Source organism: Paenibacillus sp. MY03, from assembly GCF_002165585.1.
GTDB lineage: Bacteria > Bacillota > Bacilli > Paenibacillales > Paenibacillaceae > Pristimantibacillus > Pristimantibacillus agaridevorans.
The window spans coordinates 75,612-99,240 of sequence record NZ_MXQD01000031.1 but is presented as its reverse complement, the minus strand read 5'-3'; the positions used below and the strand labels follow the sequence as shown (position 1 = coordinate 99,240).

The window sequence follows — 23,629 nt, the reverse complement described above, 5'->3', positions numbered from 1 at the left end:
CGTTGACTCAAGACTGTGGATAGGGCGGCAAGCTGCCCTTCCGTACGTTCTCCCAATAATCAAACCCGTTATGCCCGTATTCGTGGCTGCGGATGTAGCGGCGGAAAGTTTCATCCGGCTTGGGATCCCAATCGATTAGTCCGCCCGGAACCGTATCCCGGTCCCGCGAGCGAGGACCTTGCCCGTTGCCGTTTACCGATGCAACGCTATAGACCCAATTCGTCTCATCCGCCGTAATGTTGTCGTCTAGAAAGCGTCGCTCCGTCCCCTCGTACAGCAGCACGCTTTCGCCGCCTTCCGCCTTCCGCCGGTACAGCCGATACCGCTGCGCGCCCAGCACCATTCCCCATGTCGCTTCCACTGCTCCGTCCCTGCGCCGCAGCCGCAGCCCTTGCGGAGCGGCAGGCGGTTGCGCCGACGGATAGATCGGGTACGGCTCGCTCCAGTCCCCAGTCGCTTGCCCGCGGCATGCGCGGACCCGGACATGCAGCTTCGTTCCCGCAATCAGCCCTTCCAGCCGGTAATGCTTGCCGCGAATATCGTCGGCTGCCGTTTTCCACGAACGGCAGCCGTCCTTGCTGACGGCCAGCTCGTAGCGGTCCGCTCCCTCTGCCGAGTCCCATTCCAGCTCCGCCTCTTGCGGCGAGGCCAGCGACATGCGGAGCGTTCCCAGCCTTCCCGGCATGGCATCGCCATCCGTCCATTGCCATTCCGTCCGACCTGCCGGAAGAACAAATTCCAGCACGGTCACACCCTCACCGGCCTCGTCGCCGACCGCAGCCTTTGCTTCGTGCGCCTTACCGTCCACGTAAAGCTTATGCTGCCCTGTCACCCGGGAGGTCGGCAGCTCCAGTCGGACGACAAGCGGAGTCGCCGATGAGGAGTACCCGCTGAGCAAGCCGCCCACCACCGTAAACGCGAATGCTCCTGCACCTTGCCCACTGCCGCGGTACCGCGAACCTCCCGATGCGCCCGGCTTGGCCTCCGTTACGCCGCAGTCCAGCGCTTCCGCCGAGATGCCCGCCGTTGCCGTCGCCGCTTCCACCAGCTCAATCGTCGCCTTGATGCCCTCCGCCGCGATGAAGCGGCCACGGAACAACGCCGCCTCGACATGCCCTCGGCCATAGCGGCGTACGATGCCCGCATAGCCGTCGAACGCCAGGTCATCGCCGCCATGGCGAATGCGCGTTGCGCTGCGGAAGATATGGTCCTCTCTGCCAACCATCACCACGACGGCGCCGTAAGGCGTTGCCTTGACGCTCAAGATCTGCGGCTGCCATTCGCCGCGATGCGTCACGACCGTCAGGAAATCGCCGAAGCCGTCGTAATATCGTCCGACAGAGCCGTTGGGATAGCCATGCGCCTTCCGATTGATTTTATATTGTCCCGCCGGAACCTGCGGCCCGTCGATCGGCCCTGCCAAGGTGACCGGCGAAGGCGATACCCCCGGCTTCAGCTGGTAAATGGCCGGGAACGGGTCGTCGCGATGCGAGAACCAGGAGAAGCGCCCCCGTACCCGCATATCCGCCACTTCGTCGTAGATAACGATATAGTCGTTGCCGGACATCAGCACGCTGCGGGAGCGGTAATGCGGCCTCGCGTCGGGCCCCGCCGCCAGATCGGCAAACTGCGCATAACCAAAGTCGTGCAGCGCCCCCGTCAGCTCGTTACGTCCGATGCTCTTGTATTCATGCCCGTCAAGCACGGCGAAGGTCGTGCTGCCTTCTCCCGTCCCCATGTTATCGTCGCCGACATCCTCGGGACGGTTGTAGCTGTATCGTTTGCCGTCCGCGTAATAATAAATGACGCCGTTGCCGCCGTCGCCCGAACGTCCCCAGCGATAGTTGGGACCTTCGTCGATTTGCTGCAGGTGCACCGACATCTCACCGGACGTCCCGACTGCGGAGCGCAGAACGTGGCCGTAGCCAGTGAATTTTGCCGACTTCAGCCCCGGCGGCGTACCGGGATTAGACAGGTATTCGCCTTGCAGCATGATACGCCAGACGTCGCAATGGTCCCCGCTTTCGAAGCCGGGAGCCTCCGCGGGACATACCGCGAGCAGTTGCTCCGCCAGCAGCGGATCATAGTCCAACAACATATCTCCCAGCACCCGAAGCGCGTAAGGCGGAGGCAGCGGATCGTTATGGACGCCGGAATGCGCCCCCTGCGGCGGATAGGACCGACCGCCCGACAGCGGAGCGCTGAGGCTCCTCAGCAGCCAACCCCCAAGCTTCGCCAGATTGGGATACAGCAGCGTACTTTCGCCATGCGTTTTGCGTAGACACCATGCGGACCGAACCATCGGTACCAGCGCGGCCCAGACGTAGCAGCCCAGATTTTCCGTCCAGCGGCCGCCTTCGGCATTCCACTGCGCTACGTCGGGACGGGTATGGTACTTCAAATTCAGCGCCATTGCCTTCTCGTAATGGGCCATCCAACGACCGGCGTGGGGGTGATGGGGGAACAGCGCCGACATATATCCAAGCACCGCCTTGTAGTCAACCAGGAAATTGGGATGGCCCGACAACATCGTATGAATGGGAGCCACGTATTCATCCTCACGCACATAAGCCATCAACGCGCTGGCCGCCTTGAAGCGGCGGAATTGCTCCGGCGTCATGTCTCTGGCCGACAGGTCGAAGACCGGCGTCCAGAACGCGAACTCCCTGCTCGACACCGGTGCGGTGCCCTCCACCTGGTTGAAGTTGAAGGACAGCTTGTCGACGATTTCCTCCATATCCTCCGGCCTCGGCACCTCATGCAGTTCAAAATACCACATATGCCCCGCCTTCGGCAGTTGCTCCGGATCGAACAATCTTGGATATTGCTCCTGCGGTTCCTCCCAATCCAGCACCCAATCCTTCACCTTGTCAAGCGGCAGGAAGCTATGCCACAATGCGAGCTCGTCGATCAACGGCAGACCGCCCCCGGCTGCGGGAACCCTGAGCGCTGCCGTCGACTGGGCCGCACGTTTCCTATCAGGGTCATACACCGCCAGTTTGGTTGCCCGGACGCCGGAGGCCAGAGGATAGGACCAAATCAATCTCTCCTCTTCGTGCTCCTCCAGACCGTCCTCCCCGTATCGGAAGGAAATCGCCAGCGTATCCGACGATCTCCAGAGCGCATATTCCCCGTCGTCCCATTTCATGGGATCCCCATGGAACAGGCCGACCGCCAGCCGTTTCTCTTCATCCACAAACGCTGCTGACCTTCCCGTATGCCAGGACAGGAAATTGTCGTAAGGCAAAATACGAAACGGCAGCTCCCCCCGCTCGCCGAGGTAAGCGTCGATCGCCTCGTCGCCCCGACTCTTTGTGTAGCGGCGGGACGGCTGCAGTCCTGTCCATTCGATTTCCAGCCGACTGCCGGCCGCCCTCTCCATTTGCTCCTCCAGCTCCACAAAAGGCATGTCCGCCGCCAAACGGATCGTTAGGGCGTACCGCTCGTCGTTCTCCCACAGAAAGGTGATCCGATGCTCATGCAGGACTGCGCCAGAGGAGATGCATTCGCTTTGCACCGAGCACGGTTTTTGCCCGCTTGTCAGACGCGCCGTGGCCAGCTTGCCGCCGTTCGCCAGATAAAGGCCGAACGCCTCTTGCGTCGCGACATCTTCATCTTCCGGCGAGCTATCGACGGAATCCGGCCGTGTCGATCTCAATTCGGCGGTCGTCGCCGAATTCGCAGCCTTCGCCCCTCCGGGCGTCGCCCTATCTCCGCCAGCTCCCTCAAGCGCGATGCCGGCGCGCGGCACGGCAATCTCGATCAACCCGTTGCCGAAGCGAATGCCGTCGCCATCCTCCCGCACCGCCATGCCGCGGGTCTCACTCGCTCCTTCATGCTTCTCTTCATCCACTACAGACTCCGAAGCTGCCCCGTAATGCAGCTCATAACGCCGCGTCCCGCCTCTCGGCAGATCGGCCAGAAAAGCGATTTCCCCGCTTATGACATAGCCGCCTGACAGTTCGGCCCCAACGAGTTGCACCGGTACCCGCCGACCGTCCCCGTCTCGCAGCGCCAAGCTGTCCGGATGCGCTTCGCCGGGTTGGAGCCGCAAGGGATACCGCACCAGCGACAGCGGCCATTCATATTGTTGATGATCCAAATGATCCTTTAATTCGTATACCGTAATCCCCATGTTTTCCCCTCCAAGGCCATTCTACAGGTTCGGGCAGGAGACGAATCTCCTGCCCGACTTTTAAATAACTTTGCGCCGATTATGATTGCAGCGAATCGTACAGCTCCTGCGCTTCCTTCTGCAGCTGCTCTCCGCCCATGTCGTTCCATTGCTTCACGAAGCTGTCGAAATAGTCGATCGGCTGATCTCCGCGAATGATGGCGGCGTAGGCTTCGATTTTCAGCTTCTTCAGCTCGCCCCAATATTGTCCGGCCGAAGGCAGGATGTCGGGTTTGCCGAAAATATCGGCAACCGGGTTCGCGGCATACTTTTCATTGATTTCCCGAAGCTGGTCGCCGTAATATTTGTAGAAGATTTCGAAGTTGGGACGTCCGCCGAAAAACGTTTCTCCAACTTTAATGCCTTCCTCCCGCATCTTGACCGCATCGTCGTACGGCGGCAAATATTTGACGCCTTCCTTCAGGTCCGTGCCGTTCTTGAAATCCCAATGCGTTCCTTGCGTCCCGTAAGCGAGCGGCACATACACCTCTTCGTCGTTGATGACGGCATCGATAATTTCGAGCGCGCGCTGCAGCTTCTCCGGCTGGTCCTTCATATGAGCGCCGAACGACATCCCGTTGGCCGCCGTTCCCCACGACCATCCGCCGCTTTCGCCCCTAGGTCCCTTCGGCAACGCCCCGAATTCGATTTTGCCATCCGGATTGATCGCCTTTAGTGCGGAAACCGCGGAGTTGGGGTTGCTTTCGTCCGTCGTGAATATGCTGGCATTGTCATTAAAAGCAAAGGTGCCGTCGATAAACTTTTCGCCCAAATTTTGTCCGGTCACGAATTCGGGATCGATATACCCTTTTCCATACCAATCGGCGAGCAGCGTCAACGCTTCCTTGGCTTCCGGCATAACGGCGCCGTTCGTCACCTTGCCGTCTTTTACCGTCCACTGGATCGGCATAACGCCGAAAGCGCCGAATATTTTTTGGAAAGCCGCGTAATCGGAATTGCCGTTGGAGCTCATGCCGAATACATTAATGGCTTTCAGCGCTTCAAAAGCCGCCGTCATTTCGTCGATCGTTTCCGGGATTCCGGTTACTCCCGCTTTCTCCAGCAGGTCGACGCGCCATGCGATCGGCGTCGTGTTTTTGCCGCCGAACAACGTCGGCACGCCGTAATTGACGCCCTTGTGCTCCGTATAGAACCAGCCTTGCGGCGCATTATTGTCGATTTCCGCTTTGGTGCGCGGCGCATATTGCTCGATCAGCTCCATCGGCACCTCGGCGAGCAAGCCCTGATCCGCATATTTCTTCATTTCATTGGGGTCCATGACGATCATGACGTCCGGCACTTCGCCCGTCGTCATCATAATTTGCTGGCGCTGGGCGTAATCCGCGCGCGGAATGGACACGATATTCAGCTTGACGTTAAACTTCTCCTCCACAAACTTCTCGCCGAATGAATCCGGCAGCATCACATCGTTAACCATCCAAGTCAACTCGACCGGCTCAGGTCCCCCCGCCGCTTCCTGTGTCGGGCTTCCGCCCGGCGATGCGGATGGCGACGGCTCCGCCCCATTGCCGGAGTTCCCGGAACATCCAGCCATAACGAGCGTCGTTGCCAACATCAGCGCCATACCGTTCAACGCCAAGCCCTTTTTTCCTTTTCTCAATACCATTTGTAGTTCCCCCATTCGTAATGTAGGATTGCATCTATTGTACGAAGTCTTGCGACTTGATACCGATTATGGCGTGGAACGGGCACTCCGTCGCCGTGTATCGGCATATTGGTGCGCCCATACCTGTCATCCTTTGACGGAGCCCAACATGATGCCTTTGACGAAGAAGCGTTGAATGAACGGATAGACGCACAGGATCGGCAGCGTCGCAATCATGACGGTTGCGGCCTTTAGCGTTTCCTTAGAATACGTTGTGGCATGCAGCAGCTCTGCCTGGGTCGCCAGCGCGTCGCTTTCCTCGATAACGGTTCGTCTGACGAACAACTGCAGCACTTGCTTATCCATATCATGAATATAAATCATCGCGTCGAACCAGGCGTTCCAATGACTGACGCCCGACCATAGCGCCACCACCGCAAGCACCGGCAGCGACAGCGGAAGCACGATCGAGGTGAACGTGCGAAGCTCGCCCGCTCCGTCGATTTTGGACGAATCCATGATTTCCTCCGGAATGGCTTGGAAGAAATTGCGCATAATGATCAGATTGAACGCGCTGACGGCGCCCGGAAGAAGAAGCGCCCACATGCTGTTGAGCAGTCCCAAATTGCGGATCAGCAAATACATCGGGATAAGTCCGCCGCTGAAAAGCATGCTGAAGACGTAAAGCTTCATAATGAGGCTGCGGTGCGGAAACGATTTGCGGGATAGCGGATACGCCGACAATGACGTAAATAGCAAAACCAGTGCGACACCTCCGACCGTTCGCAGCGCCGTATTCAGGAAGGCTTGCGCGATACCGCTTTGGGCGAACACCTTCTCGTACGATTCCAGCGTCGGACGCATCGGGAACAGATGCAGGCCGGGCAGCTTCGCGTCAACCGGCGTGCTGAGCGACATCGTAAGCGTATATAAAAAAGGATACAGCGTCAGAAAAGCCAGAATCAGGAGAGCCATTATGTTGATGCCGTCGAATATTTTTTCGCTTCTTGTGCGATGATGCATGTTGTCTCTCCCCTCTACCAGATGCCCTGGTCTTTATCGTACAGCTTGACCAAACGGTTGGCGAGAATGACCAGCAGCAATCCGAAGGTCGAGCTGAACACGCCCGCCGCCGCTCCAAGCTCATAATTCATCGTCAACAGCCTGCGCAGCACGTACGTATCCAGAATATCGCCCACTTTGGAGGTGGTGGCGGTCATCAGGTTGTAGATCTGATCGAAGCCGACGGACAGGAAATTGCCGATCGACAGCAGCAGCATGATCGTAATGACAGGCGTAATGGCCGGCAGCGTGATATGCCAGATCCTTCTCCATCGGCTGGCGCCGTCCGCGATCGCCGCTTCGTATAAGGTGGGATCAATGCCCGCCAGTGCCGCAAAATAGACGATGGAACCCCAGCCTACGCTTTGCCAGATATCCGTCGCGACGATGATGCCATAGAAGTAGGAAGGTTCGATTAGCCAGCTTATTGGCTGAAAGCCGAAGTAGCCCAAAATCCGGTTGAATCCTCCGTCGCGCCCCAGGAACGTAAACAAAATGCCGCCGAGAATAACCCAGGAGAAAAAATGCGGCAAATACGTAATGGTCTGGATGCTCCTCCGAAACCAGCTCAGCCGCACTTCATTCAACAATATGGCGAGCACGATGGGAGCCGGAAATACAAAAGCGTATTTCAGCAAAGCGATAATAACCGTATTTCGCAGCGCGTCGGTAAACCCTTCGCCCGCAAACAGATATTGAAAGTGCTTGAAGCCCGCCCAGGGACTTCCCATGATGCCCTCCAAAATTTTGAAATCCTTGAAGGCGATCAGAATGCCGTACATCGGTACATATTGAAATAGCAAAAACAATAAAAAACCCGGCAAAAACATGAGAATCAAATATTTATTCGACGCATAGGAACGAAGAGTTGCCTTGATTCCGCTATGTCTCACCCCATCACTCCTTAACGTTTGGTTAGTTCGGCAACCGCCTGACATCAATGTAGCCGTAATGTGCATTTCGCCGCTACTGACACTTTTTGAATTGATTTCTCCCCGCTTCGGGAGGGCAGCAGCAGCCATAAAAAATAGGTTCGTGCTGCCGTAATGGGCGGCAGGACGCAAAAAACTCCGGCATCGCGGGGTGGCGACGCCGGAGACGTTATTCCTTTTCTTTCGTTTTGGCGCTTTCTCTGTATTCTCCCGGCGTCATGCCAAGCTTCTTCTTAAACACGCGGAACATCTGCTGCACGCTCGTATAACCGATGGCTTCCGCGACTTGCCCCATGTTGAGATCGGTTTCGACCAGCAGCCCTTGCGCTTTCTCCAGCCGGATCCGGGTCACATAATCGATAAAGGTCTCACCCAGCTCTTCCTTGAACAACTTGCTCAGATAAGAAACGCTGATCCCCGACTCTTCCGCCGCCATCTGCAGCGAAAGATCGGACGAATACCGGTCATGGATCATATCGACGGTTTGCTTAATGATCGTATCCGTCTTGCGACGTTTGACGGAGTCCATGTAGCGCAGAATCGGACTCATCAGCCACTCTCGAAACCAGTTGTCGATTTGGGAAATGGATTCCATGCGGAAAAAGGATTCGTACGGATTTTCGCCGAACACGGCTGCGATATCCTCCTCATACTCCTGCACCAAACGGATCACGGCGACCAGCAGCTGCAAATAAAAGGTTTTGGCCATTTGCAACGATGCATGCTCGCCGTCCAACTCGTCGCGAAACGCCTTCAAACTCCGTTCGGCAAGGGCGCCGTCTCTGGAACGGAGCGCATGGAGCAGCTCCTGCTCCTCGGCTGCGGGATAATGAACCAGCTTCTCCGCAACCAGCGTCATATTGGCATAAGGAAGAACCTCGTCATAGGCGCTGGCCACATTCATGCGAAGCGCCTGGAGCGCATCCCTGTAGGAATAAGCGAGATCGTGGGCGGAATCGACGCCAGAGCCTACGCCGATCGTAATCGTTTGCTTCAGAATTTGTTTGACGACCGATCGCAACTGGTCCGCAAGCGTCACCGGAAGCTTATCATGATCCTCGCCATCGGGATAATTAACGATCAGCACCGTGTGCCGATCCGTAATAATGGACTCCATCCGAAACGTCGATTCATCCTGCTCCTGCAGCTTGTTCAGCTCGGTCCCGATATTGGACACCGCGAACAGAAACAGCTCTCGCTCCGCCCGGAAGGAGCTTTGCCCAGATTCGTCCATCTGCGCGATCATGACGCACAGCTTGCCGAGCGGGAACAACTCGCTCCTGTCAATCTCTTTGGCCAGCCGCGACACATCGACTGCATTGCCGTGTATTAGGGAATGAAGATAGTGCGATCTCAGGAAGGAAAGGTGTACGTCCCGCTTGCTTTGTCCTTCCTTGACCGTGGCGAGCAGCCGATTGATGCCCTCTTCCATCACCGCAATCGCATCTCCTTGCAGCTGTGGATGTTCGGAAGGACGGGCCGACGATAACCTATCCAGAATGGATCGGATGCTTCGCTGAAATTTACTGTGCGTGAAATAGGCGGAGTATACGACCATCAAGCACAAAACAACCGTAATGATAATTATGATTCGCTTGAATTCTTCTACCGGCTGCCTTGGCACGTAGGCAGGCACCGCAATGGCGTAAGTCCACCCGTTTTTGTCCGATCGGAGCACGGAAAGGAAATGTTCGCCGACCCTCGTCGTCCGGACGCCCTCCTGCGAAATCCGGCTCATTTCGTGAAGTAAAGCATCGTCCTTGTCGCCTTCCCCGCTCTCGTCCGGCATACGGGCAATCAGCTGCCCTTCCTTGTTCATCACAAACAGCTTGCCTTCCGCGTTCAGGGGAAACCTGGAGATTGTCCGTTGCAGAAAGTCGGGTTTCATATTAACGACGATGACCGCTTTGGGTTCCTTGTACAGCATCGGCAGCAAACGAATGTGCGTCAGTGTCGAGGTGGCTTCGCCATTCAGGCTGACGATTTCTCTTGGAGCCACCCACTTCTGGAGACTTCTGGCGGCGATCATATCGTCTACGTTATCCAGCCAGGATACATCGCGGAACACGCGGCTTTCATTCACTTTGGAGACGATATCGTGATTCACGATAATTTGTTGGCCTATATGGTAAAAATAAATCGAATGGATCGTATCCGTTACGTTTTTGATCTGGGAGAGCTGGTTGCGGACGGCGTTGGTTCGCGGGAACGCGCCAAGCGTCGTTTCGTTCTGAATGTTCATCAGCGCGATGATATCGGACTGCAGCGCGATCTGATTCGACATCTGTTCGATATTGACCATGTCGGATTCCACTTGATGCCGAACTTGGGACAAGCTTTCCATGGACGAACGGTGAATTTCCTCCTGTACAATCCGCGAACCCATATAGTAGATCAAGGATCCGAACAAAATGACGGGAATGATCGACAACAGAAGTGTTTGCGTTATCCACTTCGAGGAAGCTCTGATTCTCATCGAAAGCCTTTTCACGCCGTGCTTCCCCCTGACTTGATTCTTCTTTTCCTTTTATGATGCCATAATGACCATTACGATTCCATTGGCATTTCTTCCGAATCGCCTTTAAGGCGCATAAACACAAGCTTGATCGCCCTACCAGCTTCGGCATTACGCATCCATTAACATTATTTCAGATGGCAAGCTAGCCGGCTACGCCAAACACCCCGAACTCCCGTTTACCCGGAATTCGAGGCTAATGGATGAACGATTCAAGATCGGACGGCAATGATGGCTGCGTTTCCGTTGCAGCCGGACCGTACTTGCCGGGCATGCCCTCACGTCGGCAGCAACATCACTTGCGCCCATTCTCCCGCTTCCAGCCCCTGCGGGCCCGCGGGAATGATGACGAGTCCCTCCGCATCAGCGATTGAAGCCATCATGCTGGACTTGGAGAACGCAAGAGGGTCGGCGTATATAATACCGTCTTCTCCATACCGGAGGAGAGAGCGAACGAAGCGGATATGCGGGCTGCCCTTGGATACGGAAAGCTCCAGCTTCGCGGTTATCTTGCGCGGCAGCGGCGAAGCGCAGCCCTGCATGGCTAGCAGTGCCGGGCGCGCGAACAATTCGAAGCCGACGAAGCAAGCTCCGGGGTTGCCGGATAGGCACAGCAACAGCTTGTCTTCGTATATCGCGGCCGAAGTCGGACTGCCCGGACGCATCGCGACTTTGTTGAACAAGAGGCCGCTCTCCCTCACTTCGTCCGCTCCGGCGCCGTAGACGCGGGTTCCTGCAGCCCCCAGCTCCCGAAGCAGGCAAGCCATCACGTCGTAGTCGCCCACGGATACGCCGCCCGTCGTTATAATGAGGTCGGCTTCCTCCGAGGCGCGGCGAAGCGCCTCCTCTACCGCCGCCCGATCATCCGGCAGCGTGCCGCACAGCCAAGGCACCGCCCCGCTCTGCTCGGCCATCCACGCGACCATCGCGCTGTTGCTGTCGCGGATCCGCCCCGGCGCGGCAGGCGCCGCCACCGGCATCAGCTCGCTGCCGGTGGCAAAGATCGCCACGCGGGGGCGCCGGTACACCGGCACGTCGGCATAGCCGAACGTGCCGAGCAAAGCGGCGTGGCCCGGCCTCAGCAGCATGCCGGGCTCCGCCAGCAGGCTCCCGAGGCGGAATTCCTCGCCTCGGGGCGCCACGTTCTGGCCGGGCAAGGCGGCCGCTCGCACGAGCACCGCCGCTGCGCCCCCGGCCAGAGACGCCTCCGCGGTCTGCTCCAGCATGACGACCGCGTCGGCTCCTTCGGGGACAGCCGCGCCTGTCATGACGCGCGCAGCCGTCCCCGGCGCAAGGGCCGCGGCGGCGAGCTCGCCCGCCGCGACCGCAGCCGCTGCGCGGAGCAACGCCGGCGAGTCCGGCGCCGCTCCCGCGGTATCCGCCGCGCGCACGGCGTAGCCGTCGAGCCCCGCGCGCGGGAACGGCGGCCAGTCGCTCGTCGCGCGCAGCGACTCCGCGAGGCGGCGGCCGCCGCTTTCGGCCAGCGGCGCCAGCTCGCTGCCGACAGTTCTTGCAGCGGCAACGACGCGCCGCTGCGCCTCCTCCGGCGTAATCGCCCGCCGGTTAAAGCGTCCATCGCTCCCTGGCGAGTTTACTCGCTCCACGCCATCCAATGACCCCTTCTCTTTCCCCATGCACGTTCCTCCAAGTCCATGAACTTGAGCCCATCTCTCTTCCTCCATTGTATCACAGAGCAAGTGAGACAACCTGCCATAAGCATCAATTTCATCTCTCCAGATTCCGCATCTTCCCGCAAAAATATGGTAAGATGAGCAAAATGATCTCGAGAGGAGCTTCTCTATGGCGAATCCGCAGCACAACGAATTTATGAAGCCTCACGCCAATCCCCCTGCCCGCCCCTTCGTCATCCAAGTCGTCGGATACAAAAATACCGGCAAAACCACTTTGGTTTGCCGGTTGACGGAGCTGCTGAAGCAGCGGAATTATAAGGTTGGCACAGTTAAAAGCGATGCTCATGATTTCACCATCGATGAACGCGGCACGGATACTTGGCGGCATCAACAGGCAGGCGCCGACATAACGGCCATATCCTCTTCGAGACGTAGTGCAATACTAAGCAACAAACCGTCATCGCTTGCCGAATTGCTAGTTCATATGCAGCATGTCGATATCGTCCTGGTCGAAGGCTTTAAGAGAGAGACACATCCGAAGCTCGTGCTCGTACGAGAGGAAGTCGACGCTGGGCTGCTCGCCAGCTTATCTCATATAAGCGCCGCCGTCCTATGGCCTGAGGCTCTGTCCCTACCTGCCGTCACAGAGCGCTTAAACGGGCTGCCCGCTTATAGCGTTAACGATTCCGAGGAAATCGCCGCGTACATTCTTTCCCAGGCCGCCAAACATTTATAACGCCGCAGCTTTTTTTGTTACTCCGCAATTCCCTGCTTATGGGCATAGATCGCGGCTTGCGTACGGTCGTCCACATCCAGCTTGTTAAAAATATTCGTAATATGAAACTTTACAGTTTTTACGCCGATAAACAGCTCGTCCGCGATCTCCTGATTGGACTTGCCTTGCGCGAGCCGCTTGAGAACATCCATCTCGCGTTCCGTCAGGTCGTCGTGCAAAGGAGCCTTCTCCTGTTGTTTGGGCTGCCGGAACCGGTTCATCATCTTCGCGGCCACTTGCGCCTCAAGCACGGATTGGCCGCGCGCCGCCGCGCGGATCGCCTCGGCGATCTCATTTGCGCGGGATGTCTTCAACAGATAGCTGAAGGCTCCCGCTTCGATGACGGGATAGATCTTGCTGTCGTCGATAAAGCTCGTCAGTACGATAACCTTGCAATCCGGATGCTGCTCCAGCAGCTTAGCCGTCGTCTCGACGCCATCCATGCCCTCCATGACCAGATCCATCAATACAATGTCGGGCTTATAAGCCGTAGCCAGCCGTATACCTTCCGGGCCATTGCTGGCCTCTCCCACTACCTCGATACCATCCTCTGTATCCAGCACGGCTGCAAGTCCGATACGCACCATCTCGTGATCGTCGACCAGCAGCACTTTGATTGGCGCCTCCATATCTTCCATCTCTCCCCCAGTAGGTTGTTACCATCCGGAACTCCGCTGTTCGCAACCTTGATTTATTGAGCCCCGGCCTTCACTTGGCCGTCTACCGGCACCCACAGATGTATTGTCGTTCCTTCTCCAGGCTGGGACATCATTTGCATGCTGCCCCCAAGCTCGTTCACGCGTTCCTCCATCGTGAGCAAACCGTACGACGTTTGTTTCTTCACTTCCAGATCGAAGCCGATGCCGCTGTCCTGCAAGGTCATATGAACCCGATTGTCGAGACGCATCAGGCGGATATGCATCTTGTCCGCCTTGGAATGCCTCAGCGTATTCGACAGAGCCTCCTGAGCGATTCGGAAGAGATGATCCTCCGCTGCTGGCAGCAGCGTAATCGTCTCGTCGACTTCGAGCGTAATTTCCATCGGTATCTTTTGCTGCAGTTCCTCAATCAATGCCTTCAACGCTTGACCGAGATTCTTGCCCTCCAAATGGACAGGCCTTAAATGAAGAAGCAGCGCCCGCATCTCGGATTGCGCCACCGCCGCCATTTCCTCGATGAGCTGCACTTGACGCTTCGCCCGTTCCCAGTCCCGCTCTATCGTACGGCTGACAGCCGTAGCCGTCATCGAGATGGCGAACAGCTGCTGGCTGACAGCATCATGAAGCTCGCGAGCCAGACGCTGCCTCTCTTCGATGACCGCGGTGAACCTGACCTTTTCCCTCCAATTAGGATCATCGGCAAGTTCATCCGGGCTAACGGCATCGGGATCATTGGAATCAATCGTTACCGTATACGAAGGACGTTTGCGCTGCTGCTCCGTCAGTCTCTTGAGCGCGGCCTTCAGCTTGGAATTTTGAAGATAACTCATAATCGTTGCGGCCACAAGTCCGCCGCCTACGCCGATCAATCCCATGACGGCCCATTTGCCCTTGAGCGTGTATAGCTCCACTACATCGAGTCCTTGCAGAACGATGACCGCCAGACTGACGATAATGAGCAGCCAAAGTACCGTCTCCGCCGTATTGCGCTTGCGGGCTGCCTTTGGACCTTCATCGCCCTGGCTGCGCTTATCTTGTTCTGCTTGCATCTGGAACGCTCCTTATGTAATTGTATATGAGGTTGTTCAACGTGGCAAAGCAGGAAAGAGCAGACCGTCTCCGGTCCGCCGCTTTCCTCATTTCGTCCTCATTATTCTGTTGCGTCGTTGTTTGCCGCAGGAGCATTGCCCGCATTCAGCTTGCTCTTGAGCGCTTCGAACTGCTCGTCAACCTTCATGCGCTTCTCCAGATCTGCCGAGCTGACCGGCGTGGATCCAGCCGAACCGCCGCTGTAGCTGCCGTAAGGGGTGCGAAGAACATCCGCTTCCGCCTCCAGCTGCATAATTTTCTCTTCCATCCGGTAGAAGCCGCGGGAAGCAGAACCGCTGTCGATGGTGTGGTTCGCGCTAAGCTGAGCCATTTGCTTCTGCGCCTTGGCAACTTGAGCGCGGGAAGCAAGCTCGTTGCGTTTGTTGCGAAGCTGGTAGAATTCTTCCTTCATGCCGTGAAGTTGCTGCATCAGCTCTTCCGCTTGCGCCTTCGCTTGTGCATGGAGATCGATATATTCCGTCACCTTCTGGTCAAAATACAGCTTCTCTTCCAGCAGCTTGCGAGTAAGCTCTTCCTGGCCGGCGCGCAATGCTGCTTCCGCCTTCGATTCGCGGTCGGACGCGCTGCGTACCGACTCGTCAAGACGCTGTTTCATGCGGCGCTCGTTCGCCATTTGTTTGGCAACCGTTACCTCAGCTTGATGAATTTCGGATTCCATGTCACGCAGATACTGGTTCAGCATGACTACCGGATCCTCCATTTTGTCGAGTACCTCATTTACCGATGCTTTCGTCATATCCTTCATTCTTTTGAAGATTCCCATAATATTATTCTCCCTTCTCGTATTTCGCGATTTTGGATTTTAATTCGTCGATTTCACGTCTTAGCGCCTTCTTCTCAAGATCGTCCATCATGCTGTCGAATCCGGGTGTCGCTGCAGGATCCTCTTTGCGGTATCCCCACTTGTCCTGAGGAGGGGGAGTCGAAGTTCCATACGACGCATTGTATGGTCCTTGTTGCCCGCTGGCAGAGCCATATGTTCCGTTGCTGTATCCACCGTTATTGTAACCGCCGTTATTGTAGCCGCCGTTATGGCCACCGCCGTACCCGCCGTATCCTCCAGGGCCGGGTCCGGGGCCGTACCCGCCGTGACCGTATCCGCCATGGATCGGCGGCTCCTTCGGGATAACCATACCTGCGATGAGGTAGATAAAGATGACGGTACCGCTCGTAAAAATCGTCACGACGACAAGCAGAATCCGGAGCAAAGTAGCATCAACGTTTAACATCTCGCTGAGTCCGCCGCACAGACCCAGCAGCTTTTTGTCGCGCGTAGAGCGATATAATTTTCTCAAGATGACCATCCTTCCTTCTGAAGTTTACGCTTCAACTCATCCAGCTCTCGATCGATCACCGATTTAACCGTGCTTCCAAGGCCAGAGCCGTCCATTTCATGCCCCATTCGGCGTACGTCCCGGATGCTCTTTGCTTCCGTCTCCAGGTCGTTGATGCGATCCTCCATCCGGCGGAACATCGCCCCTGGCTGCGGGCCGCTCTCTCCATATCCGCCGAAGCGGCTGTTCAAGCGTTGCTGCAGCCTGATGGATTCCATGCGTGCCGCATAATATTCGCGTTTGTCATAGACCGCTTGATATTCGCTGCGCATCTCGCGAAGCTGTTCTTCCAGCTCCAATGTATGCTGTCTGCTCTGTTCGAACAAATCCTTGTATTGAGCCGCTCGTTCATCAGCCGTCGCCTTCTCGTGAAGCGCGAACCTCGCCATATTCTCTTCGCCCGCCTTGAGGGCGGTCATCGCCTGCTGTTCGCGGCGTTCCTTCTGCGATTCGGCCTGCAGCCACTGAGCTCTCAGGTGATTGGAATGATTCGTATATTGCTGATGCAGCTTCTCTGCCTGAATGATATCTTCCCTGGTGGACCAGAGGAATTGATCGATCATCCGAACCGGATCCTCGGCCTTCTCCAGCCTTTCGTTCAGCGTTGCGACGGTGATGTCGCGAATTCGTCTTACGATGCTCATCTCTGTATCCTCCTCGAAGGTTCCGAGCGGCGTATCAGCCGCTCATCCGCCTATCCCTTAATATGTTCTCCGATTTCCGCCTTTGAACAACGATACGCCTGCTACAACCAATCCGATTGCCAGGATCAGCATCAGCAGACCGCCGAGCTTGCCTAGCAGCATGATGCCGCCCAATCCGATTAGAATGCCGCCGATCAGCCTTTTGTTATTCATCCACCCCAGAATACCGAAGCCCACTAGAATAAACGGAATCAGGAAGCCGATAATCCGGCCGAAGTCGATGTTCAGAAAGTTCAAGGCAGCTAGTCCGCCTACGATAATCAGTAATACGCCAAGTGCGCTTTTTCCATTCATCTCCAACTTTCTCTCCTCTCTACAATTAGAATTTCTTCATATTCGCTTCCGCGTTAAATCTTGTTGCTCTTGCTTATGTACTTAGTATAGATGGTTTAAAGCCTTGGCAAAACAGACTTTCGGCACTTTCTGAACTAGACTTTGGTCGAGTCGCCAACCCGTCTCAAGAAGCGGAATTGGGTAAAGACCCAGTTTTTGCAGGTTATAAACGCTTTCCTGCCATGTTACGGTATAGCTATCAACCAGGAGGTGCATCATAAATGACAACTACGAAACGCCATATAATCAAGAAAAGCCTGATCGCCAGCGTAGTCGCAACAGCCTTGCTGACAACCGGAGTCGTCCCGCTTCCAATCGATGGACATGCCCATGCCGCTACGGCAAGCGCATCCAAATCTTCGAAAATCGAAGCAACGATCAAGCTCGGCGGCAAATATATGGGTACGCCTTACGAGTTCGGCTCGAACCGCAGCACAACGCGGACGTTTGACTGCTCCGACTTCGTAAAGCATATCTATAAGCAGGCAACAGGGGTAACCATCCCCGGCTCGTCCGCAACCCAAGCTGCGTGGGTGAAAAAAAATTCTACCGTAAAGACAAGCTGGTCCAGCCTGAAGCGCGGCGATCTCGTGTTCTTTATGTCTTATAAAGGTTCTTCCGCATCCAGTTACAGCAAATTAAGCAAGTCGAAGCAGAAAGTGACGCATGTCGGTCTCTACCTGGGCAACGGCCGCATTCTTCACACCTACTCCAAGAAAAGCGGCGGCGTACGCGTCGACTCCGTCAAGGGCACGCAGTGGGAACACCGCATGATCTTCGGCAGCAGCGTCCTCTAAAAAATTGCTTCTATTATAAGTATGCACTCAGCAACAACCAATAACGCCGCGGCGCGCGATCTTTCGCGTTCCGCGGCGTTTCTGCGTCTGCTGACCGCATAGCCGTCAGATTCTATTTTGCCGCCAGATAAGCATCGAATTGCCTCTGCTTCTCTTTGATAATCCGGGCGATCCCCGCCGACTTCAGCTTTTCTTCGTATTGCGGAAGCACATGGTCGATATCCACCGTGCCGGTATCCAGCGCATTCAAGTACTGACGGTCCACGTTAACGACGGCTGCCACCTCGGCTTTGACAGGAGCGCTGTCGAAGACGAAGCCCAATCCTGGAGACAGATGCGCCCCTTCGTTAAACGCCCGGAACTTCTCCCATTTGTCCGGATCCTCGGTATCCCATACGTCGTTCAGGAACTGATTGCCGAACATCCAGTTCGAAGAAGGATTGTAGTCCTGCGTTCGGTCCGTTTGTCTAATGATGCCGTCTCCCGCTTGTTCGTAATGCATGCCCTTAATCCCGTAGTTGACCAAATTGTTGAGATCGCGATCCGTATGAAGAAGATTGATCCACGCCATGGCCAGATCCGGCCGCTGCGACGTCGAAGAGATGCCCAGCATGGAGCCCGCCGTCTCCGAGGTGGAGATCGTCTTGGCATTCAGCTCTCTCTGCGCCAGCTTGCCGACCAGCCCGGTCGCCATGGCAATCTCCTCAGCCTTGCCGGGCTTTAGCGAAGAGGTAATGGAGAATACGCTGCCGCCCATTAAAGCGTCCATATTCATCGTACTGTTGGTGACCGCATCGTTATTAATGTAGCCCTTCTGATAGAATTCGCGCGTAATGCGCAGCGTCTCCACATATCGTTCCGTCTCATAATTCGGTTTAACCTCGGTACTGTCTCCGTCCTTGAGCAGGATGCCGGGGATCGACGTATCGCCGAGCGCGTCATAGTTGCCAATGTAATGAGCATTGAATGTCTCGCCTTGCCTCATATAGATGGGAGTCATGTCCGGCTTCATACTTTTAACTCGGGCGAAGACGGGCTCCAAGTCCGCAATCGTGTGGACGAGAGACATATCGATATCCAGTTCCTCCGCGATATCCTTCCGGTAGATAATGCCCCCCTGTGCGGCCAACTCCTTGTTGGTGGGTACGCCGTAATTGCCTCCATCGATCTTGGAACCGCTCAAGAAAGCGGGATCCAGACTAGCCAGAATACCTTCCCCATAGCGATCCAGCAGCTCCGAAAGCTCCAGAAATGCCCCCTTGGCGACATTGACCGCATGTTTGTTCCATTGCGCCGTAAAGATGACATCCACCTTCTCGCGGGAAGCAATCATCAGATTGATTCGGTCCTCCCACTGTCCCCAATCAATGGGCATCAGATCGATTCTAGCGTCCAGCTTGCCCTTTAGGTAGTCGTTAATTGCAGCCTCCACCGCAGCCTCATCTTTCTGCCCCGCTCCCGTATAAACGAATTTGATCGTGTACGGTCCTGCCGTCTCATGAGGCTGATCCGTGGACGCATCCCTTCGAAAAGCGCTTTCATTTCCATTGGGGGAGGAACAGCTTCCAAGCAGCAACAGATAGGAGAGCATCATTGGCGCCAACAGCAGAGCGCGAACAATCGAACCTTTCGAGTATCTCCACGGCATCGACGCTCTCCCCCATCTTTTTCCGTTTCATTCCAGCTACTTCTATTTTAATGGATCACAATCAAAAAGCAATATATCAGTCCATTCGAATGTAGACCATATCCTCCGTGACGATCCAATTCTCTCCCGCGAAGCTTATCTCCCTTACATTCTCTTGCAAAACGAGGCTCTCCTTCTCAATTCCCCGAGTGTCATCCTTTCCTTCCCAATGCAGAAGAGTGCCTCCTAGTTGGGACGCCGCCTCAATCCAAGCTCGTTTTGAAGCTTCATTAGAGGATTGCTTCGCCCAAGCTCCGCTATCTGACAGAAGCACGTAAGTATGGCTGTCCAAATCTACCAGCAGCAGCGGCTCCCGCAGACCTGGCCTGCTCTTATAGAGAGAAGCTAGCTCGAGTTTCTCGCCCGGCAGTCTATCCGCGTTTGGCTGGAGAGCCGTCAACCCGCCGGTCGGCAGATGAAGAAGCAAGAAGCTGACGTTATCCGGTACAAGCGATGCAGAAGCGCCCTCCACATCATAGAAACGCAGCACCGCATACTCATCCTCTGCCCCGAGCCATCCGGCAACCTCAACGAATTGCCCCTTGCTCCGATCGAACATGATGCTCTGTCCATTTCCTTCCCTCGTATAGATGTTCAGCTTGTTCATCGCCTTTAGCGAGAATTCGGAGTCCTCATAAATAACAGGGTTTTGCTCGGAGGTGGATGAGTCATCGAATATGGCGTACTTTCCGTTCGGGCTCCAATAAAACCAGCCGCTTTGCCCCCTGATGGCCTCCGAAGAAAAAGGAACGGTTGATCGTTCGTTCCCTTCTAAATCGAGCAACACGAATCGACTATTGTCACTGTCCAAATGCCAGATCAATTCGCCGTCCGGCGATACCGATGTTAGAAAAAAAGGCCAGCTATGCTTCGTTTGTTTCGGCAATTGCCGTACTTCGCCGTCCGCAATATCTATCACCCAAAGCTTTCCTTCCGAATAGCTGTTTAACACGAGTGATTCTCCGGATGCCGTCATCCATCCCGGCGCAAAATGCTCCTCTTGGGATATCGAGTCCAATTCCCGGATTGCGGGTACGATTACGGTCTTTTCGCCGGATGTAATATCCAGCTTTTCTACGCTATAGGATTGAACCTCTCCTTCGTCGTTCGCGCCTTGGACAGCGATATACAGAAGATGGCGGCTGTCCAGCATGCCGTAAGCTTTCGCTATCGAGTGAGCCGCGTAGCTGTCATTGATTATGGCGCTGAAGAGCGGATAGGTTCGAAATTCTCCGCTATCGGGATGGATGACTGCGGCGATGGCTCCAAACCGGACACCGTTCACTAGCGACTCATTGCTTGTCAGAACGTGTACGACATATGGCGTTCCTTCGTCGCTGGCTGCCGTGAACAATTGAAATGGATTGTATGTCCCATCGGTTGCGAGCCGGAACCCATTCTCCGTTTCCACCTTTTCAACCGCTCCTATCGTCCCATTCTCCGTCGTTGGAACCGGAGTCGCGGACACCGTCTGCATCGTCTGCAAAGTAGGCTGCGGGGTAACTGCATTGGACTCCCTCTCCGCTTCCTCCCCCTCACACCCCGTTAAGGCCAAACACGCGCATAACAGGATCAAAATAACTGTTTTTTTCATTTCGACCTTCCCCTTCCAGCACCTGGTTAACTATTAGACGCTTGCCGAGAAGGTTGGGTTGCGATTGGAGAAACGAAAAACCCCGAACTCCGGCAACGAGCCGAGATCAAGGTTTTACGATTCCACCTCTATTACTTGCTCGCCAGGAAGTCGTCGAATTGCTTCTGCTTCTCGGCTACGACCTTGTCGATGCCGGCATCCTTGAGCGCTTGACGATATTCCTTTAATCCTTGCTCCGGTTCGACGGAGCCCGTCTCTACGGCTTTCTGGAACTGGCGGATAACGTTCGCAAGGGCGCCGACTTCGGATTTGACCGGCTCGCTGTCGAAGACGAAGCCGAGCGCGGGCGAGGAGATCGCTCCTTCGTTGAACGCTTTGAATTGCTCCCACTTGTCGGGGGCTTCGGTATCCCATACGTAGTTGAGGAATTGGCTGCCGAACATCCACGCGGAGCCCGGGGAATAATCGACCGTTTTACCCGTTGGCGAAATGATTTCGCCGTTCTTCGTATAATGGACGCCTTCGATGCCAAAGTTCAGAAGGTTATTGATTTCTTTGTCCGTATGCAGCAGGTTGATCAACATCATGGCCCGCTCCGGATTCGTCGACGTCGAGGAAATTCCCAGCATGGAGCCTGCCGTCTCGGAAGTTGCGACCGTCTTCGATGTCATGATGATTTGCGCCGTTTTTCCCGGAATCCCTGCAGCACTGGCAATTTCCGCATCCTTGCCCGGTTTCATCGGCTCTACCGTGGAGAATACTTTGCCCGCATTCCAGGCATCCGCGGATGCAACCTGCGTCGTCGCGGCGTCGCTGTTAATGTAACCTTTCACATAGAAATCGCGAGCCAGCGCCAGATATTCCAGATACCTTGCCGAATCTTCGACCGGGGCTACTGTCGTGCCGCTCTCATCCTTTAGAAGCGCTCCCGGGATGGTAGAATCGCCCAAGAAGTCATAGTTTCCGAAGTAGTGGGCATTAAAGACCGCGCCGGTCGTATACAGCGGCACAAGGTCGGGACGTTTCTCCTTTACGATCGCGTATACCGCGTCGAGATCCTTGGGCTCCTTGACGGCGCTCATGTCGATGCCAAGTTCGTCGGTCACGTCTTTGCGGTAGACGATGCCTCCGGCGGAAGCCAGCTCCTTATTGGTGGGGACGCCGTAGTTTTTGCCGTTGATTTTGGCTCCTTCCAGGAAAGCGGGATCCAGCGTTTCCTTGATCCCTTGGCCATATTGATCGATGAGATCATTAAGCGGAATGAACGCGCCTTTGGAAACGTTGTTCGCGTGACCGTTCCATTGCGCGGTGAAATAGATGTCGATGACGTCGCGGCCCGCGATCATCAGATTGACTTTGTCGTCCCATGCGCCCCAGTCGATCGGCATGAGGTCGATTGTGGCGTTAATCTTTGCCGTCAGCAGCTTGTTCAGCGCCTCCTCCACGACGGCTTCGTCCGTCTGCGGCGTACCCGGGTAGACCAGCGTCAATTTGTGCGGCTTCAGCTCGTCCGGCGCCTCGGTTGCATCGCCTCCGGTCGACGCGCTCTGCTCCGGTTTCTTCGTCGCTGCCGGCTCCTTGCCGCTGCCGCTATTGCCCGAGCATGCCGATACGATTAATGCCGTTATCATGGAGAGCAAGAGCAGCGATACCCATTTTCCTCGACTTTTCTTTGTCATGGTTATGACCTCCCGAATGAAATAATGAATTTATGCTTAACTAGCGTCAGCTAGCTCAAGCCAATGCTATACGACATAACTGCGGGATTATCCCTTGACCGCGCCGACCGTCAGCCCTTTCACAAAGTACTTTTGGAAGAACGGGTAAGCGAAAATAATAGGGCCGACGCCGATGATGACCATGGCCATCCGCACCGTTTCGCTCGGAAACCGGAACGTCCCGCCCGCCGCTTGAATCGCCGCAGCCGCTGTACTGTTGTTCGCAAGGAATTGAATGTTCAGCATCGTTTTGTACATGAGATACTGCACGGTAATATTGGCATCCTTTGTAATGAACACCAGGCTGAGAAACCAGTCGTTCCAATACGTCAACGTCTGGAACAAGGCCACGGTGGCCAGCACGGGCAGCGATAACGGCAACACGATTCTCATGAAGATGGTCAGCTCGCCGGCGCCGTCGATCTTGGCCGATTCCAGCACCGCTGACGGGATGGTTGTGATAAAGAAGGTTCGCATGATCAGGACGAAAAAGGCCGAGATGACAAGGGGCATAATAAGCGCCATAATGTTGTCTTTCAGCTCCAGCATTTGCACGTAGACAAGGTACCACGGAACAAGACCGCCGCCGAACAACATAGTGAAGAAAACGAAGAAGGTAAAGGGCTTCGCATGCGGAAAGTCGCTCCGGGAGATGGGGTATGCGTACAGAGCCATAATGATTAAGCTTGATAATGTGCCGAAGACCGTCACGAAGATGGAGATGCCGTATGAGCGAATTATTTGCCTGGCATCCTTGAACAGGAACTCATAGGCGCCCATGTCGAACTTCGACGGGAAGAATTGGTATCCTTCGCGAACAACGGTCGACTCATCGCTGATGGATACCATAATGATCAGAATGACCGGGATGATGCAAAACAGGGAATAAAGAATGAAGAAGAGATGGATGCCCGCCGAAGCCGGCAACGATAACTTGTTTTGGGGATTGGATGCGCTTGGCGCTTTCTCCGCTACTATTGACTCCATGCCGACCACCT

The 23,629-nt window shown here is 55.6% G+C and carries 18 protein-coding genes; 2 read left to right on the top strand and 16 right to left on the bottom strand.

Annotated elements, in window-relative coordinates; translation table 11 throughout:
* Positions 1-7: 7 nt before the first annotated feature.
* The 6 genes from B1748_RS21960 to B1748_RS21935 all read right to left on the bottom strand — a co-directional run bounded on the left by B1748_RS21960 (position 8) and on the right by B1748_RS21935 (position 11,986).
* Positions 8-4,135: a fibronectin type III domain-containing protein gene (locus tag B1748_RS21960; RefSeq protein WP_087570093.1), complete on the bottom strand. Its 4,128-nt coding sequence runs from the start codon at positions 4,133-4,135 to the stop codon at positions 8-10.
* A 79-nt stretch (positions 4,136-4,214) separates the two neighbouring features.
* Positions 4,215-5,801, bottom strand: a complete 1,587-nt coding sequence (locus B1748_RS21955) for an extracellular solute-binding protein (RefSeq protein ID WP_179215737.1) — start codon at positions 5,799-5,801, stop codon at positions 4,215-4,217.
* A gap of 126 nt (positions 5,802-5,927) precedes the next feature.
* Positions 5,928-6,803 carry a carbohydrate ABC transporter permease gene (locus B1748_RS21950; protein WP_087570091.1) on the bottom strand — a complete coding sequence of 292 codons (876 nt, stop codon included), beginning with the start codon at positions 6,801-6,803 and terminating at the stop codon, positions 5,928-5,930.
* A gap of 14 nt (positions 6,804-6,817) precedes the next feature.
* Positions 6,818-7,735 carry an ABC transporter permease gene (locus B1748_RS21945; RefSeq protein ID WP_087570090.1) on the bottom strand — a complete coding sequence of 306 codons (918 nt, stop codon included), beginning with the start codon at positions 7,733-7,735 and terminating at the stop codon, positions 6,818-6,820.
* 208 nt (positions 7,736-7,943) lie between these two features.
* Positions 7,944-10,265, bottom strand: coding sequence for a helix-turn-helix domain-containing protein (locus tag B1748_RS21940; RefSeq protein WP_087570089.1), 2,322 nt, complete (start codon positions 10,263-10,265; stop codon positions 7,944-7,946).
* Between the two features lie 302 nt (positions 10,266-10,567).
* On the bottom strand, positions 10,568-11,986 hold the full coding sequence (locus tag B1748_RS21935; protein ID WP_256975855.1) for a molybdopterin molybdotransferase MoeA: 1,419 nt from the start codon (positions 11,984-11,986) through the stop codon (positions 10,568-10,570).
* Positions 11,987-12,089: 103 nt separating this feature from the next.
* Here B1748_RS21935 and mobB point away from each other — a divergent pair, with 103 nt between their 5' ends.
* Entirely contained in the window at positions 12,090-12,656 is a 567-nt protein-coding gene (mobB, locus tag B1748_RS21930; RefSeq protein WP_087570087.1) for a molybdopterin-guanine dinucleotide biosynthesis protein B, read from the top strand.
* A 17-nt stretch (positions 12,657-12,673) separates the two neighbouring features.
* On the opposite strand, the gene B1748_RS21925 is transcribed toward mobB, so the two are convergent.
* From B1748_RS21925 to B1748_RS21900, 6 genes are all read right to left on the bottom strand, one after another.
* A complete protein-coding gene (locus B1748_RS21925) occupies positions 12,674-13,324 on the bottom strand; it encodes a response regulator (protein WP_087570086.1) in 651 nt (216 codons plus the stop codon).
* A gap of 62 nt (positions 13,325-13,386) precedes the next feature.
* Positions 13,387-14,403, bottom strand: coding sequence for a sensor histidine kinase (locus B1748_RS21920; protein WP_087570085.1), 1,017 nt, complete (start codon positions 14,401-14,403; stop codon positions 13,387-13,389).
* A 101-nt stretch (positions 14,404-14,504) separates the two neighbouring features.
* Positions 14,505-15,227, bottom strand: a complete 723-nt coding sequence (locus B1748_RS21915) for a PspA/IM30 family protein (protein ID WP_087570084.1) — start codon at positions 15,225-15,227, stop codon at positions 14,505-14,507.
* A 4-nt stretch (positions 15,228-15,231) separates the two neighbouring features.
* Positions 15,232-15,768 carry a PspC domain-containing protein gene (locus B1748_RS21910; RefSeq protein ID WP_087570083.1) on the bottom strand — a complete coding sequence of 179 codons (537 nt, stop codon included), beginning with the start codon at positions 15,766-15,768 and terminating at the stop codon, positions 15,232-15,234.
* Positions 15,756-16,442: a PspA/IM30 family protein gene (locus B1748_RS21905; protein WP_087570082.1), complete on the bottom strand. Its 687-nt coding sequence runs from the start codon at positions 16,440-16,442 to the stop codon at positions 15,756-15,758. The genes B1748_RS21910 and B1748_RS21905 overlap by 13 nt, the downstream gene beginning before the upstream one ends.
* Positions 16,443-16,499: 57 nt before the next feature.
* Positions 16,500-16,796, bottom strand: coding sequence for a LiaF transmembrane domain-containing protein (locus tag B1748_RS21900; protein WP_087570081.1), 297 nt, complete (start codon positions 16,794-16,796; stop codon positions 16,500-16,502).
* 260 nt (positions 16,797-17,056) lie between these two features.
* Here B1748_RS21900 and B1748_RS21895 point away from each other — a divergent pair, with 260 nt between their 5' ends.
* Positions 17,057-17,632: a C40 family peptidase gene (locus B1748_RS21895; protein WP_087570080.1), complete on the top strand. Its 576-nt coding sequence runs from the start codon at positions 17,057-17,059 to the stop codon at positions 17,630-17,632.
* 112 nt (positions 17,633-17,744) lie between these two features.
* On the opposite strand, the gene B1748_RS21890 is transcribed toward B1748_RS21895, so the two are convergent.
* From B1748_RS21890 to B1748_RS21875, 4 genes are all read right to left on the bottom strand, one after another.
* Positions 17,745-19,280, bottom strand: a complete 1,536-nt coding sequence (locus B1748_RS21890) for an ABC transporter substrate-binding protein (RefSeq protein ID WP_087570079.1) — start codon at positions 19,278-19,280, stop codon at positions 17,745-17,747.
* Positions 19,281-19,356: 76 nt separating this feature from the next.
* Entirely contained in the window at positions 19,357-20,913 is a 1,557-nt protein-coding gene (locus B1748_RS21885) for a TolB family protein (protein ID WP_087570078.1), read from the bottom strand.
* A 131-nt stretch (positions 20,914-21,044) separates the two neighbouring features.
* Positions 21,045-22,592: an ABC transporter substrate-binding protein gene (locus tag B1748_RS21880; protein WP_087570077.1), complete on the bottom strand. Its 1,548-nt coding sequence runs from the start codon at positions 22,590-22,592 to the stop codon at positions 21,045-21,047.
* 87 nt (positions 22,593-22,679) lie between these two features.
* A complete protein-coding gene (locus B1748_RS21875) occupies positions 22,680-23,618 on the bottom strand; it encodes a carbohydrate ABC transporter permease (protein WP_087570076.1) in 939 nt (312 codons plus the stop codon).
* Positions 23,619-23,629 lie beyond the last annotated feature (11 nt).

Bases quoted from the DNA above. Each gene is read 5' to 3' on its own strand.
- B1748_RS21960 (WP_087570093.1), bottom strand. From the start codon at position 4,135: ATGGGGATTACGGTATACGAATTAAAGGATCATTTGGATCATCAACAA.
- B1748_RS21955 (WP_179215737.1), bottom strand. From the start codon at position 5,801: ATGGTATTGAGAAAAGGAAAAAAGGGCTTGGCGTTGAACGGTATGGCG.
- B1748_RS21950 (WP_087570091.1), bottom strand. From the start codon at position 6,803: ATGCATCATCGCACAAGAAGCGAAAAAATATTCGACGGCATCAACATA.
- mobB (WP_087570087.1), top strand. From the start codon at position 12,090: ATGGCGAATCCGCAGCACAACGAATTTATGAAGCCTCACGCCAATCCC.
- B1748_RS21925 (WP_087570086.1), bottom strand. From the start codon at position 13,324: ATGGAGGCGCCAATCAAAGTGCTGCTGGTCGACGATCACGAGATGGTG.
- B1748_RS21920 (WP_087570085.1), bottom strand. From the start codon at position 14,403: ATGCAAGCAGAACAAGATAAGCGCAGCCAGGGCGATGAAGGTCCAAAG.
- B1748_RS21915 (WP_087570084.1), bottom strand. From the start codon at position 15,227: ATGGGAATCTTCAAAAGAATGAAGGATATGACGAAAGCATCGGTAAAT.
- B1748_RS21910 (WP_087570083.1), bottom strand. From the start codon at position 15,768: ATGGTCATCTTGAGAAAATTATATCGCTCTACGCGCGACAAAAAGCTG.
- B1748_RS21905 (WP_087570082.1), bottom strand. From the start codon at position 16,442: ATGAGCATCGTAAGACGAATTCGCGACATCACCGTCGCAACGCTGAAC.
- B1748_RS21900 (WP_087570081.1), bottom strand. From the start codon at position 16,796: ATGAATGGAAAAAGCGCACTTGGCGTATTACTGATTATCGTAGGCGGA.
- B1748_RS21895 (WP_087570080.1), top strand. From the start codon at position 17,057: ATGACAACTACGAAACGCCATATAATCAAGAAAAGCCTGATCGCCAGC.
- B1748_RS21890 (WP_087570079.1), bottom strand. From the start codon at position 19,280: ATGCCGTGGAGATACTCGAAAGGTTCGATTGTTCGCGCTCTGCTGTTG.
- B1748_RS21885 (WP_087570078.1), bottom strand. From the start codon at position 20,913: ATGAAAAAAACAGTTATTTTGATCCTGTTATGCGCGTGTTTGGCCTTA.
- B1748_RS21880 (WP_087570077.1), bottom strand. From the start codon at position 22,592: ATGACAAAGAAAAGTCGAGGAAAATGGGTATCGCTGCTCTTGCTCTCC.
- B1748_RS21875 (WP_087570076.1), bottom strand. From the start codon at position 23,618: ATGGAGTCAATAGTAGCGGAGAAAGCGCCAAGCGCATCCAATCCCCAA.